The sequence below is a fragment of the Oceanobacillus phoenicis genome, assembly GCF_047238145.1.
In the GTDB taxonomy this organism is placed as follows: domain Bacteria; phylum Bacillota; class Bacilli; order Bacillales; family Amphibacillaceae; genus Oceanobacillus.
The window spans coordinates 125,147-139,825 of record NZ_JBDFME010000001.1 but is presented as its reverse complement, the minus strand read 5'-3'; the positions used below and the strand labels follow the sequence as shown (position 1 = coordinate 139,825).

Here is a 14,679-nt window from a genome sequence, read left to right as displayed (position 1 = left end):
CCTTCCTCGTTAATCTGATAGTCATTTTAACATAATTCGTTTCTAACCTGTAGAAAACACGACTTTTTTGTAAAATAACATTTCCCGGGAAATATGTTGTCGAAAGGCTTTAGACAAAAATTGGGAAAAACGGATTATTTGCTATATCTATGTATTAATATTTTATGGATCTTGTTAAGGGCTAATAGAATATGTAAATAAATGTTAGCTGCGATAACTCCAAGTAGAAGATATATCATGAATGCCAGCATATCAAAAGGTCCATCATCCAATACAAATAATACACCAATGATTAAGCAAGCTGCTAATGAATATAAAATTAGTTGTAACAAATAGTGTGCAATATTCGATGAAATACTCATTCTCTTAACCAGCAGATCAATTACTATAGATATAACAGCACCTGCAATAAACGGTGGAATGCTAAATATAAATACAAAAACAAATGTCTCCCAAAAATCGAAGTAATATGTATTAGGTGCACGTTGGGAAACATGTATATAAGAAGCCCCTGAATAAAGTGTACTGAAGAATATTATTGAGAGTATCGTCGTATGTAATCTCTTCAAAATATGTATCCCCCTCTCCTGTGAATTTCATTACCAATTTTATCTTATTTAGATTTTGAATCAATGAAAATAATGGAAATGCCGATTTCTGCACATTAATTTTTATAAAATTTAAAATTTCGCTTGTATCTAAAGTGTATTAAGCATATAATACAGTGTGAGTGTATTATACGCTTAATACACTAAATAAGTCCAATTGCTGGTTTCAAAGATGAAGGAGAGAAAGCAATGAAATTGCAATTCAATAAGCGAGAACCTGTTTATATTCAGGTGAAGAGACATCTAAAAGAACAAATTGCAACCGGAAAACTAAGACCAGGAGTAGAAATTCCTTCACGGAGAGAGTTAGCTAGTCAGTTAGATATCAACCCGAATACTGCTCAACGAGCGTACAAAGAAATGGAGGAAGAAGGATTGATATATACAGAAAAGAACCTTCCTAGTTGTGTTACTTCTGATACAAATAAGATAGAAGGTATTAGAGAAGAACTTATCAATAATGCGATTATTCAATTTTTAAAGGCAGTTGAACCTATTCATTTGTCTAAAGAAGAAATTATAGAACGCATTAAGAACCAATATGATGTCATGAGTAGGAGGATTTGAATGATTGAACTAAATGATGTTTATAAACGATTTGGAAGAAAGTCTGTGTTAAACGGAATAACATTTCAAGCAGAAAAGAGTGCGATTACTTGTTTAATCGGTATTAACGGATCTGGAAAAACAACTATACTTCAATCAATCATGAATCTTACTCCAATTAGTAAAGGGAAGATTACCATCGATGGAAATCTTCTAAATAAGAAAACGTATGAAAAGCTTACGTATATTCCTGATACCATTACGCTGTTGCCAAGAATGAAAATTAAAGATGCATTTATATTTATGGATGATTTTTATTCTAACTGGAATCAAAAGCGTGCGGATGAGATGTTAAACTTCTTTAAACTTAATCGTGAAGAAAGAATTATGAACCTTTCTAAAGGTAATAAGGCAAAGGTAAATATGCTATTGGGACTTGCAATGGACGTGGATTATATTCTCATGGATGAACCTTTTTCCGGGATCGATATCTTTAGCAGAGAACAAATTGCAGAGGTATTTACTAGTCATCTCGTGGAAGACAGGGGAGTTATCATTACAACGCATGAAATTAGTGATATTGAACATTTAATCGATAAGGCCATTTTAATAGATAATGGAGTAGTTGTTAAAGAATTTAATACGGAGCAAATGCGAGAAGATGAAGGGAAATCTGTAGTTGACGTAATGAGAGAGGTGTATCGCTCTTGAGGAATTTTGGGAAATTAGTGAACTTTGAATTTAGACGATTTTTGCCGATATTTTTAGCTTTATCCGGAGTCTTGATAGCCGTTCAAATAATCGGGACTTTTATTGTTTCAAAGTCTTTTAGAAATAATCTAGAGGATAATTATTTTTCAGGTCTAATGAACAAATCAGATTATATTAACCAAAATGGGTTAATTTCCATGCACGAAATTACTAATAATATATTCTTTTTAGGTGCGATTGCTTTAGTTGTTGTGTCTTTACTAATCTATTTGCTTTTCATCTGGTATAGAGATTGGTTTGGAAAGAATACCTTTGTGTATCGGTTACTTATGTTGCCTACGAATAGAATGAATATTTTCTTTTCTAAAGCTTGTTCTATATTGATATTTATATTTGGTTTTGTGGTGCTTCAAATCTTAATGATACCGACGCTCCATTTTATATTAAAGTTATTGGTTCCGATAGACTTTCGTCTGGATTTGACTTTAACTGATATTATTTTAGGAAATCAGGCACTGTCCTTGTTTATACCAACCTATTATGTTGATTTTATTATTTATTATGTTATAGGAATTATATTAATGTTCGTTATTTTTTCAATGATTCTCATGGAAAGAAGCTTTCGGTTATTAGGTTTTGGTATGGTTATTGTATATGGTGGGGCGATTATTCTATTACTCATTTCTCCAGACATAATCCAAGCCATAACGAATTATTATTTTTATTGGTCAGAAGTTCAATTTATTCGAGGTGTATTACTCATACTGATTGGTGGATTATCGCTTTGGTTAAGTAACTACTTATTGAATAAGAAAATAAGGGTGTGATCTAAATGAATAATTTAAAAAGGTATTGGGGTATTTGGAGTATATTATTAGCAATTGCAGTCATTATCACAACTTTTTACGCTCAAATAGATCATACTCCAATTGGTTTAGATTGGAAAAAAACTTCAGGTAACTATTCTGAATTAGACAATATGGACATTGTAGGTTCTACCTCAACAGTTAATCAATCAGTAATGTATAGGCTATCAACAAATAAATCAAATGATAATCTAAAGCAAGAAATTGTAGGAGCTAATTTTATTGATTCGAATTTAACTATTTTTAATCACCAGCAATTAAATGATTATATAAATGAATACAAATCATTTATGCGAGGGAAACCATTATTTATTGAATTGTTTGAAGAAACAAATGAGTATGTAATCTTTGCAGACATCAAGGAAAATAACTTGGTGGTAGAAGTATTATACAAAGAAAATAATGAAACTGAAAAGATGGAATTTCCGTTGGAACATTTAGAAAGTAGTTATATGGGAGTTTATTCTATTGAGTACAATAATGATCAATTGTATATCAATCTAGGTTATGAAAAGGAAATAAGTATAAATGGATTTCATTTTATGAATCATATATCGATTCGAATTGACCTTGAACAAGAAAAAATAATAGAAGAAAAACAAATAGTTGAACATAACAATAACAACAAGCAAAAGGATATTGAACTAGAATTCTTAGATAGTTTTATACAAGAAAACAAAGAATATTATCTAATTGTGGAACGTACTTATAATCTAATTGAAGAAAGTTCTGAATCACAAAACTTCCAAAATACAAATCCTACTCACAAAATATTATTATATGACACAGAAGCAGGAGAGCAGATAGAATTACCGGAAATGATTACAGAGAATTCTAGTCCAGTATTATATAAAGGTAATGTTTTATTTGTAAAAAATGAAGAAGGTAAATTAAGTATTGAATTGTTTAATATTGATACAGAAGAGTTGGAGACAGTAAGCGACGTGGAAGTAGAAAATCAGTATACTATTCCAATCTTAGAAGTGAGAGATGAAAATGCGTATCTATTATACTCTCCAAATGAAGGAAGAAACAAAATTACGTTAAACGTTACTGATATTGATACCGGTCATAATATATTTACTGGAGAATTAACAGTAAATGATCCAACAGAAGAAAACTTAGAGGTATATGTAGATTTGATGGAATTTTATTAATTATTACTGAGGGCTTCTAAAAAAATGTATGTTTGCATTGATACAGGTGACGATGCGGGTTTGCAATCATTCACATATATTATATTGAATCTAGACAATATTTGTCATAGATCAACTTCCAACAACCCATGAATAGGAGAAACCGAAATAGACGGTTTCTCCATTTTTTTATGTATATATAAAATCTGCTATATAATAAGGAAGTTTTCAACTGGAATTTTTTAGGTGATCCAAAATTTAAACTATATGGCATGATTTGGGACTAATTAAAAAGCGATGGCATCTAAACAGAGCTCATTCCAATGAATGGGCATTAATCGCTATTAATCACGTTTAATCCGTTTTGACGAATTGGCAAATTATTTATATTCTAAAAGACGTGATTGTTCAAATAATTTGGAGGTGAAAGCATCACTACGATTTTAGATGTTGCTGAAAAGTTAAAGGTAGATACGGATGAGTATTACTTTAGAAGACCAACAAAAGAAGACGGGGGTCCCGTTTGGGAACTAGTCAGAGAGATAGGAAATTTAGATTTAAATTCATCATACAGTTATGTACTATGGTGTGAAGTTTTTGCAGAATCTTCCATCGTGGTAGAACACAAAGAGACACAACAAATTGTCGGATTTATTTCGGGATTCATGCATCCTGAAAAGGAAGATACCCTCTTTATATGGCAGGTTGCCGTTTCTTCAACGCAAAGAGGAAAAGGATTAGCCACCAAGATGCTACTTCAATTACTTGAGTGGAACGAGTCGGTTAATTTTATTGAGGCGACAGTTGCCCCTTCAAATAAACCATCAAATTACTTGTTCCTAGGATTAGCGAGAAAGATTCATACAAACTGGAAAATTAGCGATTATTTTAAAACAGACCATTTTCCAGCTAAAGATGAAGAACATGAAGAGGAACTACTTTTTAGAATAGGGCCAATGAGAAAAAATAAAAATAAAAGGATGATATAATGACAACGATTGTTGATAAAGCCCGAAATGATATGACTGCATTTGAAGAAATGGAATCAGCAGTAAGAAGCTATAGCCGTGGCTGGCCTGTAGTATTTGAAAAAGCAAAAGGCTATAAGCTTTGGGATAAAGATGGAAATGAATATATTGATTTCTTTGCTGGGGCAGGTGCATTAAATTATGGCCATAACCCAAGTGAAATGCAAAAAGTCATGATTGATTATATACAAAATGATGGTGTCATTCATAGCCTTGATATGGCTACCACACCGCGTAAAAAATTCTTAGAATCATTTAATGAGATTATTTTAAAGCCACGTAACATGGATTATAGAGTTATGTTCCCTGGTCCTACAGGTACGAATACGGTTGAAAGTGCTTTAAAAATTGCTCGTAAGGTAACTGGACGAGATACGGTAATTGGCTTTACGAATGCATTTCATGGAATGACAATAGGTTCATTATCTGTTACAGGTAATTCCTTTAAACGTAGTGGAGCTGGAATACCATTAAATCACGCAATTTCTATGCCGTTTGATCAATATGTAGATGAGCAAGATTCAATTGCATATATTGAACGTTTCCTAGAAGACTCTGGAAGTGGTGTAGCACTACCAGCAGCATTTATTTTAGAGACAGTTCAAGGAGAAGGCGGAATTAATGCTGCTCGCCTTGAATGGGTGAAGAAAATAGAAGAGATTTGCAGAAAATGGGATATTCTATTAATTATTGATGATGTGCAAGCAGGATGTGGAAGAACTGGTACTTTCTTTAGCTTTGAAGAGGCGGGAATTAATCCAGATGTTATTTGCTTGTCAAAATCAATTGGCGGCGTTGGTTTACCTATGGCGATTACATTGATTAAGCCTGAATTTGATCAATGGGGACCTGGTGAACATAACGGTACATTTCGTGGAAATAACCTTGCATTTTTAGCAGCTACAGAAGCGTTAAATAATTGGAAAACGGATGTATTCTCTCAAAATATTAAGAAGATGAGTTCACTTTTCCAAAAAAGAATGCAAACTATTGTAGAGAAGTTTCCGCAACTCAATGCGGATTCAAGAGGTAGAGGATTAATGCTAGGGATTGGGGTTCATGTCGATGGACTTGCAAGTGAAATTTGTGCGGAAGCATTTTCTCGAGGATTAATTGTAGAGACATCAGGAGCAAAGGATGAAGTTGTTAAATTCCTTCCGCCATTAATTATTGATGAAGATGGTATTGAAAAAGGAATGGACATCTTAGAAGAAAGTATTCAAGCAGCACTAGAGAAATAAGGAGGAGTTTTAATCATGATCGTAAAATCATTAGAGGATATTCAAGGTACAGAAGATCATCAAAAAGGCGAAACTTGGGAAAGTAGACGTTTTGTTTTAAATAAAGATAATGTTGGATTTAGTCTTAACGATACAATTATTAAAGCAGGAACTGAAAGCTATTTCTGGTACAAGAACCATATTGAAGCAGTTTACTGCATTGAAGGTGAAGGGGAAGTAGAGAAAAAGGATACTGGTGAGGTATGGCAGTTGAAGCCAGGAACGATGTATCTATTAAATGATAATGATAAGCATTATTTACGTGCAAAAACTCAAATGCGTATGGTATGTGTGTTCAACCCTGCGTTAGTAGGAACGGAAACACATGATGAGGACGGCGTTTATCCTTTATTAACTGAATAATTTAAGATTTTAAGAACCTGACTTCTAATAGGGAGGAGGGTTCTTTTTTGTTGAAATAAAAGAATAAAAGATAATCAAAAGGGTTGTAAATTGTGTGAAAAAGGACTACAATTTATATAAACTATCCAGTCAGTTTTGTAAAGAGGTGTAATCATGGCTCCGCGAATTTCTGATGAAGAAAAAGAAGCACGTAGAGAACATTTATTAGAAGCAGCTTTAGAATGTTTCTCTTCCAAGGGATATTATGCATCAACAGTTGACGATATTGTTAGATATTCTAATTTAAGTAAGGGTTCAGTCTACAACTACTTCAAAAGCAAGGAAGAGATATTTATTCATTTGCTTCAGAAAAAACGGCAGGAAATGGTAGAAGAGCTTACTATTAAATTAGCAAAAATCGATAGTCCACTAGAAAAACTGAAATATTGGATTCGAGAAGATATTCCATATAGCCTTGAAAAGAAAAAATTTATGCGTGTACATGTTGAGTTTTGGTTATACTCCACAGACTCACCAGAAGTTCAACATATTTTAGTTGAACGTTTTGACGATATGTTTGGATTGACAAAAGAGATTATTGAGCAAGGACAAAACATAGGAGAGATTAAGCAAGAAATTGATGCTGAAGCAGCTGCGTCTATGTTTTGGTCCTTGCATGATGGAATTTGGTTACACGCTGTCATTGGTTATGATGAAACAAAATTAGAGGCACGTATTAAAGAAATGGAAGCAGTGCTTATCACATATTTAATAGCAAATGCCTAAATTTGGAATCTTTTTAGATGATTCCTCATATATTAAGAAACTGACCGGTCATTTTAGTAAAGGAAGGTGATAGTAATGTTGAAGAAATTATTTAGATATCGAAATAACAAACAAGATATTTATATGAAAAACGAAGAGCATTTATTACGCGAGAAATTATCCGTACAATATGACTATATTCGTTCAATGACAAGATAAAAAACAGGAGTCCACGTAGTTACGGTGGGCTCTTTTTAATAAAAGGTTATCTTCCCTAAAAGAGGATATGTGGCAAAAATAGGTAAGATAAAAGTGCTTTATCTTACGAGAAAGTGGCACTCATGCTAGAAATGGTAAAATAAAATGTGCTTATCATCCCATAATTGGAAATGTTCTTCAAAACTGGTAAGATAAATTCTATTTATCTTACCAGAATCAAAGGCTATACAAAAATATGGACACATAATCAAGATACATTGAAGTAATTAAACTACTTGATCACTTCAAATCCAATACTCTCTTTAATAAGTGACATAATGCCTTCTTCATCACCTTGCTCAAATAACTGAACGATTTTACTTCCCACAACAACCCCATCGCAAGCGACAGATAGCTCTCTTGCACGTTCAGGAGTGGATATGCCAAATCCAGCTAATACCGGTACATGGCTCATTTGCTTCAGCTTTTCTAAAAAGTGGAACGCATTTTCTTCGTGTTTAGCACGTTCTCCAGTTGTACCAGTTACAGATACTGCATATAGAAATCCTTCTGAACGTTTCGCTATCTTTTCGAGGCGGTCTTCTGTGCTCGTCATTGCAGCTAAGCGAATAAATGCGATGTCGTTATTATTTAAGGAGGAAGCAACATCTTCTTCTTCCTCCATCGGAATGTCAGGGATGATTACTCCATCGACACCTGCCTGTGAGCAATCTCTAGCAAATTCTTCAAAGCCATATTTCCATACTGGGTTAATGTAGGTCATAAGAACAATCGGGATGTTACGATGCGATTTATCTTTTTCCAATGCTTCTAATACAGAACTTATCGTAGTTTTATTTGCTAGCGCCCGTTGTCCAGCATCTTGAATTACAGGTCCATCTGCTACCGGATCAGAAAAAGGAATACCTAATTCAATTGCAGATGCTCCTGCCTCCTCAAGAAGGTCAATTCTGCTAGATAGGTTATCAATTCCACCATCTCCAGCCATCATATAAGGTACAAATATTGGTCTATTAGCTTCCATTTCAACTTTTAATCGTTCATTTAATTTCTCTTGTCCCATTATTTATCCCCCTTTAGTCGTTCTTTTACTTGTTCTACGTCTTTATCACCTCTACCTGATAAACAGATAACAATAGATTCATCATGTTTCATCTCTTTGGCTAATCGTGTAGCATAACTAACAGCATGTGCACTTTCTAGGGCAGGAATGATACCTTCCTTTCTAGAAAGGAGTTGGAAGGCTTCTAATGCTTCATCATCGGTAACGGAAGAATAAGTTACTCGACCTGATTGGTGAAGATGGCTGTGTTCAGGTCCTACACCAGGATAATCAAGGCCAGCAGATATAGAAAATGCTTCTTCGATTTGCCCTTCATCATCTTGAAGCAGATACGTAAATGTCCCGTGTAGCATTCCTGGTGACCCACCAGTAAGTGTTGCTGCATGTTGCTTTGTGTTTAAACCTGCACCAGCAGCTTCAACACCGTGTAAGGTAACTTCTGCATCGCCGATAAATGGATAAAACATTCCCATAGCATTACTTCCGCCACCTACACATGCGACAACTGCGTTAGGTAGAGTTCCTATTTTCTTCATACTTTGCTTTTTGGTTTCTTTTCCAATTACAGATTGAAAGTCTCGGACAATCTTTGGAAAAGGATGCGGACCGACTACGGATCCAATGATATAATGGGTGTCATTGACATTATTTACCCAGTAGCGAAGAGCTTCGTTAACAGCATCTTTTAAGGTACCACTGCCTTGAGAGACACTGACTACTTCTGCCCCTAGTAATTCCATGCGAAAGACATTTAGCTTTTGACGTTGAATATCTTCTTCACCCATAAAAACAATACATTCTAATCCTAATAAAGAACATACAGTCGCGGTAGCAACACCGTGTTGACCTGCGCCAGTTTCTGCTACAACTTTTTTCTTACCCATGCGTAATGTTAGTAATGCTTGCCCAATCGTGTTATTGATTTTATGAGCACCAGTATGATTTAAATCTTCTCGTTTTAAATAAATTTGTGCGCCGCCGACATGTTCGGTTAATTTTTTTGCATGATATAAAGGAGTTTCACGTCCGATATATTCACTTAAATAAGATTGAAGTTCTTCTATAAATGATTCATCTTTCAACGCATCTTCATAAGCTTTTTCTAATTCAAGTACTGCAGGCATTAATAATTCTGGTACAAATCTCCCGCCAAAATCTCCGTATTTTCCTTTTGTATCTGGAAAAGAATAAGTAGTCATTGAAAAACATCCTTTCTTTGTACTTTAGTAATAAATTGATTGACTTTCTGGACATCTTTTTTTTCGTTTGTTTCTACTCCACTTGAAACATCAACTCCTGCTGGACTTACAGTTTGGATGGCTTCAAGTACATTTTCTGAGTTAAGACCACCAGCTAATATTAATCTGTCAGTAAAAGCTTGGTCTTTAAGCATATCCCAATTGAATGTTACTCCGTTTCCTCCTCGTGATGATTGAACAGGGGGGCTGTCTATTAAAATATATTTTGCAGATGACTGGTTTGCTTGTTGTAAGCCCTTTGTAGTAGCTGGAAATGCTTTAATAATGGGAATTGGAATCTTCTTCTGGTAGTCAATAGACTCATCTCCATGTAACTGAACAATATCAAGATTTACCGTCTCGATTATTGATAGGATATTATCTAAAGGTTCATCTACAAATACCCCAACTTTTTGAATGGTGTGAGGAAGATTTTTAGCTATTTCCTCAGCTTGAGAGATGGATACTTGTCGTTTGCTTGGTGCAAATACAAATCCAATCATATCAGCGTTTGCATCGACAACTGCTTGAGCAGTGTCAATGGAAGAAATGCCACATATTTTTACAAACATCTATAAACTCCTTTCAACAAGAGGCACGCGTAAATTATTAAAATCAGTTTCTAATTGAGTTGACTTCATAAATGTTTCTCCGACTAAAATAGCTTTTGCTCCAGCTTCGGCAGCTAGTGTTGCATCACTAGCTGTTCTCATACCACTTTCGCTAATGACAATAGTTTTATTGGTATCAACTAGTTGAGCCAGTTGTGTTGTAGTTTGTAAATCAACTTCAAAGGATTTCAAGTTGCGATTATTTATTCCAACGATTGCTGGGGATATCGTTAATGCATTCTTTAATTCTTCTGCAGTATGCACTTCACAAATAACCTCAAGTCCTTGATTTGTAGCATAATTATATAATTCTTGGAATCTTTCTAATGGTAAAGCTGCTAGAATTAAGAGAATAATAGAAGCCCCTGCATCTTTTGCATCATCGATTTGAATTTCATCAATGATAAAATCTTTACAAAGAACTGGAATAGATACGGCTACACTTACTTCTTGTAGGTCCTTTAGTGAACCTTGGAAAAAACTTTGGTCTGTTAATACGGATATAGCAGATGCTCCTGCTTGCTCGTACTTTTTTGCTTGCTCGACTGGATCAATGTCCATCTGAATTTCTCCTTTAGAAGGAGAGGCACGTTTAATTTCAGCAATAATGGATATTGTGTTCGTTTGATTAATGTGACTAATAAATGAATAAACGGGTATTTGTCGATCTTTTAATTCAATTTTCTCTTGTTTTCTAATACCAACTTCTGTTTGTTTCTTATCTAAAATCTTTGATAGAAAAGTCATTTTAAACCACCTCGCTAATTTTCTTGCTGAATGTGATAAGGTTATTCAATCTATTTAGTGCTGATCCAGAATGAATACTCTGCTTGGCAAGTTTAACGCCATCATGTATGGATTCAGATTGCTTTGCAGCAAACAACGCAATGCCTGCATTGAGTAATACTGTATCCAGATAGGCGCTCTCTTCACCTTTTAATACAGAAAGTAAGATATTTGCGTTATCTGTAGCATTTCCTCCTTGAATTTCATCATTTGGATAAACGGATAATCCAACTTCTTCTGGATGAATGGTTTTTTCCTCTAATCGGTCATTTTCAACGAGTATATATTGATTTTCTCCTTGTAAAGAAGCCTCATCTAAACCACCTGCTCCATGAATTACAATTGCTCGTTCTCTACCAAGTAACTGTGCAGCTTTTGCAACCATATGAAGAGCTGCTGGATCATAGACTCCTATATATTGAGAATCTAAGTGAACAGGGTTTGTTAATGGTCCGATGAAATTAAAAATAGTAGGTATTCGTAAATCTTTTCTTACTTTTCCCACTTGTTTTAGTGTCGGATGTACATGTTGAGCGAACAAGAAAGCAATTTGATTTTCTTCTAACATTTCATTCACTTGTTCTTTGGTAAAAGCTAGAGATACTCCTAATTTCTCTAAGACATCCGCACTTCCCGTTTGACTTGATACACTTCTATTTCCATGCTTTGCTACAGTTACACCAGCTCCAGCTAATACAAAAGCGGAACATGTACTGATGTTAAAACTATTTGAACGATCTCCTCCAGTTCCGCAATTGTCCATTACGGGTTGATGAAAGTTTAGTAGGAAAGGAGAATGTTCTTGAATAACTTGAGATAATCCAGCCACTTCTTCAGCGGTTTCTCCTTTCATTTTTAGTGAGATAAGAAGAGCTGCTAGTTCCGAATCAGATACTGTTTCTGAAAAACAATGTGTAAATACTTCTTTTATTTCTTCTGTTGATAAATCATGTCGATCAATAATTTTATGAAGTGATTGCTTCATTATTTTCATCCTCCTGTAATGCGTTGATTTGTATTAAAAAATTTCGAATGATTTGCTTTCCATCTTTTGTACCAATGGATTCTGGATGAAATTGCATTCCAAAAAGTGGTAGTTGTTTATGTTCTATTGCCATAATCTCGTTATCATCTAAGGATCGTGCAGTAACTTGGTAATCGGCAGATAAAGTGGTCGAGTCAACAATTAGTGAATGATACCGCATGACCTGTATTGGATTTCCTAGTGAGTGTAATAACTGTGATTCTTCTATTGCGATGGAAGAAGTCTTTCCATGCTTTATCAGCTTGGCTTGCTTTATGTCTCCTCCTAAAGCTTCTGCTAGTACCTGATGGCCTAAACAAATACCGAGTATTGGGAATTCTCGATGTAATTCCTTAACTATCTTCAAGCAATTTCCTGCTTTTGCAGGAGAACCTGGTCCAGGAGATATAATAATTGCCTCTGGATGAAGGGATCGAATTTCATCAGGGGTAATGGCGTCGTTACGGATAACATGGACTTCCTTATCAAATTCAGAAATATATTGGTAGAGATTATACGTAAAAGAGTCATAGTTATCGATTAATAAAATCATAATCATTCACCTCCATAAATGATCTCGCTTTATTTAACGTTTCAATATACTCATTTGTAGGTATGGAATCATATACGACTCCTGCTCCAGCTTGTAAATATGCTTTATCATCCTTGACAATCACTGTTCGTATGGCTAAAGCCATGTGTACATCTTGTTGGAAATTGATAAAACCAATACCTCCGCCATAAGGACCCCGTTGGTGTAGCTCCAACTCGTTGATTATCTGCATTGCACGAATTTTAGGTGCTCCAGATACCGTTCCTGCTGGTAAACAAGAAATTAATGCATCAATACTAGAGTAGTTTGGTTTTAGAATGCCGGTGACTTCAGAAACCATATGCATGACATGTTGATATTTTTCTATCTTCATATACACTGGGATATCAATACTTCCAATTTCACATACTCTTCCAAGATCATTTCTGCTTAAATCGACAAGCATCTGATGTTCTGCTCTTTCTTTTTCATCAGTGAGCAATTCTTCTGTTAGTATTTGGTCAATCTCTTCAGTACTACCTCGTTTTCTTGTACCTGCTATTGGATTCGTAATGATTTTCTTGCCCGTTGTTTCAATTAGACTTTCTGGTGAAGCTCCAAGAATGAGATAATCATTAAAATCCATATAAAACATATAGGGTGAGGGGTTTGATTGTCTCAATTGCTCATAAAATGAGATAGAAAATGTTTCTGGATTCTCGACTTTTGCTTGCATTCGTTGAGACAATACAACTTGAAAAATATCTCCTTCTTCAATATATTTTTTTGCGGTAGTGACATTTTTTTCGAATGTCTGTTGGCCCATCTCTGGAGTAAATGAATATCTCGCTGGGACGGGGACCTGCGTTTTTCTTGCTTTCGTCATAATTTCTTTGAGTTGTTTTAGACGTTGCTGTAAACCTTGTTCAGAAGCGGATGAATCCGTGTCAATTACAAGTAGGTAGCAAGTATTTTGTTCATGATCGAATATGATCGTATCTTCAAACAACATCAGGTGTATGTCAGGCATGTTCCGTTCATCGGGTAATCTATCCCCGATGTGTTCAAAGGAACGTATCGTATCGTAACCGATATAACCAATTGCCCCACCATAAAATGGAACAGAAATATCTATCTCGATTTTGGGTAAATGCTGTTGTATATAGTGCAAGGCGTGTTGTTCTACCCATTTATCTTCATTATTTTTATAGTTGCAAACCTTAGTACGGTTATCGAAACCGAGTATTTCTTCGTATGGATTCATTCCAAGAAATGAAAAGCGTCCTTTTTCTTCATGTGGAAAGCTGCTTTCCAACAAATATTTTTTTGGGCTATTTAGTTGGGTTAGAACTTGAATAGGTAATAATTGTTCGATTGGTTGCTGTTCAATTACATAACGGATACTCATGTCTTCGACTCCTCATTTAAAATTGGTTGAATAAAAAAAGTCCCCTATAAACACAGTACTGTGCTTATAGAGGACGATAGGAACCGCGGTGCCACCTCATTTGGGAATTGTTTTCCCAACTCATTTTCAGATACGGGAGAATCTTTTTCTCCTTATATCCTATCCGTATAACGGCGGAAACCCGTTTTTCCCTACTTCACTATGTTTCAAGAAAACTCTCGTAAGTCCATTCAATACCCTTCCACGTGCTAGAATTTCACCAATCTCTAGCTCTCTGTAACGATTCCTGAATATCTACTTCTCTTACTCAATGATTTTGCAATTATTTAGTTGTCTGAATACAAAAAAGCCCCTAATCCTAAAAAGGACGAGGGACCGTGGTACCACCTTTATTAGCTGAAGTTCAGCTCACTTTGAAAGTAAGATAATAAATTATCTACTTAGTCTCGATAACGAGAGACGAATTCGCCAAGGCCTACTTCAGTTAACGGTTCGGTTTGGAGCTCAGAAGTCCAT

17 protein-coding genes and 2 other annotated features (1 of these 19 running past the window's edge) are annotated in these 14,679 nt (G+C 34.9%); of the genes, 9 read left to right on the top strand and 8 right to left on the bottom strand.

Going from position 1 to position 14,679, the window contains the following annotated elements; translation table 11 throughout:
* Positions 1 to 134 precede the first annotated feature (134 nt).
* Positions 135 to 569, bottom strand: a complete 435-nt coding sequence (locus tag ABC346_RS00785) for a hypothetical protein (protein WP_413233078.1) — start codon at positions 567 to 569, stop codon at positions 135 to 137.
* Between the two features lie 228 nt (positions 570 to 797).
* Here ABC346_RS00785 and ABC346_RS00780 point away from each other — a divergent pair, with 228 nt between their 5' ends.
* The 9 genes from ABC346_RS00780 (at position 798) to ABC346_RS00740 (ending at position 7,501) form a co-directional block, all read left to right on the top strand.
* A complete protein-coding gene (locus ABC346_RS00780; protein WP_413233077.1) occupies positions 798 to 1,175 on the top strand; it encodes a GntR family transcriptional regulator in 378 nt (125 codons plus the stop codon).
* Positions 1,176 to 1,865, top strand: a complete 690-nt coding sequence (locus ABC346_RS00775) for an ATP-binding cassette domain-containing protein (RefSeq protein ID WP_413233076.1) — start codon at positions 1,176 to 1,178, stop codon at positions 1,863 to 1,865.
* Entirely contained in the window at positions 1,862 to 2,692 is an 831-nt protein-coding gene (locus tag ABC346_RS00770) for a hypothetical protein (RefSeq protein WP_413233075.1), read from the top strand. The genes ABC346_RS00775 and ABC346_RS00770 overlap by 4 nt, the downstream gene beginning before the upstream one ends.
* A 5-nt stretch (positions 2,693 to 2,697) precedes the next feature.
* On the top strand, positions 2,698 to 3,888 hold the full coding sequence (locus ABC346_RS00765) for a hypothetical protein (RefSeq protein WP_413233074.1): 1,191 nt from the start codon (positions 2,698 to 2,700) through the stop codon (positions 3,886 to 3,888).
* A 410-nt stretch (positions 3,889 to 4,298) separates the two neighbouring features.
* Positions 4,299 to 4,856, top strand: a complete 558-nt coding sequence (gene ectA, locus ABC346_RS00760) for a diaminobutyrate acetyltransferase (RefSeq protein ID WP_321166927.1) — start codon at positions 4,299 to 4,301, stop codon at positions 4,854 to 4,856.
* Positions 4,856 to 6,136, top strand: a complete 1,281-nt coding sequence (gene ectB / locus ABC346_RS00755; protein WP_413233073.1) for a diaminobutyrate--2-oxoglutarate transaminase — start codon at positions 4,856 to 4,858, stop codon at positions 6,134 to 6,136. The genes ectA and ectB overlap by 1 nt, the downstream gene beginning before the upstream one ends.
* A gap of 15 nt (positions 6,137 to 6,151) precedes the next feature.
* Positions 6,152 to 6,538 (top strand): ectoine synthase, encoded by a 387-nt coding sequence (locus ABC346_RS00750; RefSeq protein ID WP_413233072.1) that lies wholly within the window; start codon positions 6,152 to 6,154, stop codon positions 6,536 to 6,538.
* A 153-nt stretch (positions 6,539 to 6,691) separates the two neighbouring features.
* On the top strand, positions 6,692 to 7,303 hold the full coding sequence (locus tag ABC346_RS00745; protein WP_413233071.1) for a TetR/AcrR family transcriptional regulator: 612 nt from the start codon (positions 6,692 to 6,694) through the stop codon (positions 7,301 to 7,303).
* Between the two features lie 75 nt (positions 7,304 to 7,378).
* Positions 7,379 to 7,501 (top strand): hypothetical protein, encoded by a 123-nt coding sequence (locus ABC346_RS00740; protein ID WP_269445911.1) that lies wholly within the window; start codon positions 7,379 to 7,381, stop codon positions 7,499 to 7,501.
* A 271-nt stretch (positions 7,502 to 7,772) separates the two neighbouring features.
* Here the strand turns inward: ABC346_RS00740 and trpA are convergent, their stop codons facing one another.
* The 7 genes from trpA to trpE are packed head-to-tail and all read right to left on the bottom strand — an operon-like array spanning position 7,773 to position 14,163.
* Positions 7,773 to 8,564 (bottom strand): tryptophan synthase subunit alpha, encoded by a 792-nt coding sequence (trpA, locus tag ABC346_RS00735; RefSeq protein WP_413233070.1) that lies wholly within the window; start codon positions 8,562 to 8,564, stop codon positions 7,773 to 7,775.
* Entirely contained in the window at positions 8,564 to 9,763 is a 1,200-nt protein-coding gene (gene trpB, locus ABC346_RS00730) for a tryptophan synthase subunit beta (RefSeq protein WP_413233069.1), read from the bottom strand. Before trpB ends, trpA begins: the two co-directional genes overlap by 1 nt.
* Positions 9,760 to 10,374, bottom strand: coding sequence for a phosphoribosylanthranilate isomerase (locus ABC346_RS00725; protein ID WP_413233068.1), 615 nt, complete (start codon positions 10,372 to 10,374; stop codon positions 9,760 to 9,762). The genes trpB and ABC346_RS00725 overlap by 4 nt, the downstream gene beginning before the upstream one ends.
* The gene (gene trpC, locus ABC346_RS00720; RefSeq protein WP_413233067.1) at positions 10,375 to 11,160 is read right to left on the bottom strand and encodes an indole-3-glycerol phosphate synthase TrpC; all 786 of its coding nucleotides are present in this window, start codon (positions 11,158 to 11,160) and stop codon (positions 10,375 to 10,377) included.
* 1 nt (position 11,161) lies between these two features.
* Positions 11,162 to 12,184 (bottom strand): anthranilate phosphoribosyltransferase, encoded by a 1,023-nt coding sequence (gene trpD / locus ABC346_RS00715; protein WP_413233066.1) that lies wholly within the window; start codon positions 12,182 to 12,184, stop codon positions 11,162 to 11,164.
* Positions 12,165 to 12,776, bottom strand: a complete 612-nt coding sequence (locus ABC346_RS00710; protein WP_413233065.1) for an anthranilate synthase component II — start codon at positions 12,774 to 12,776, stop codon at positions 12,165 to 12,167. Before ABC346_RS00710 ends, trpD begins: the two co-directional genes overlap by 20 nt.
* Positions 12,757 to 14,163 carry an anthranilate synthase component I gene (trpE, locus tag ABC346_RS00705; protein ID WP_413233064.1) on the bottom strand — a complete coding sequence of 469 codons (1,407 nt, stop codon included), beginning with the start codon at positions 14,161 to 14,163 and terminating at the stop codon, positions 12,757 to 12,759. The genes ABC346_RS00710 and trpE overlap by 20 nt, the downstream gene beginning before the upstream one ends.
* A gap of 66 nt (positions 14,164 to 14,229) precedes the next feature.
* Positions 14,230 to 14,483, bottom strand: a binding site (T-box leader).
* A 40-nt stretch (positions 14,484 to 14,523) separates the two neighbouring features.
* Positions 14,524 to 14,679: a binding site (T-box leader), on the bottom strand; it runs 89 nt beyond the window's last position.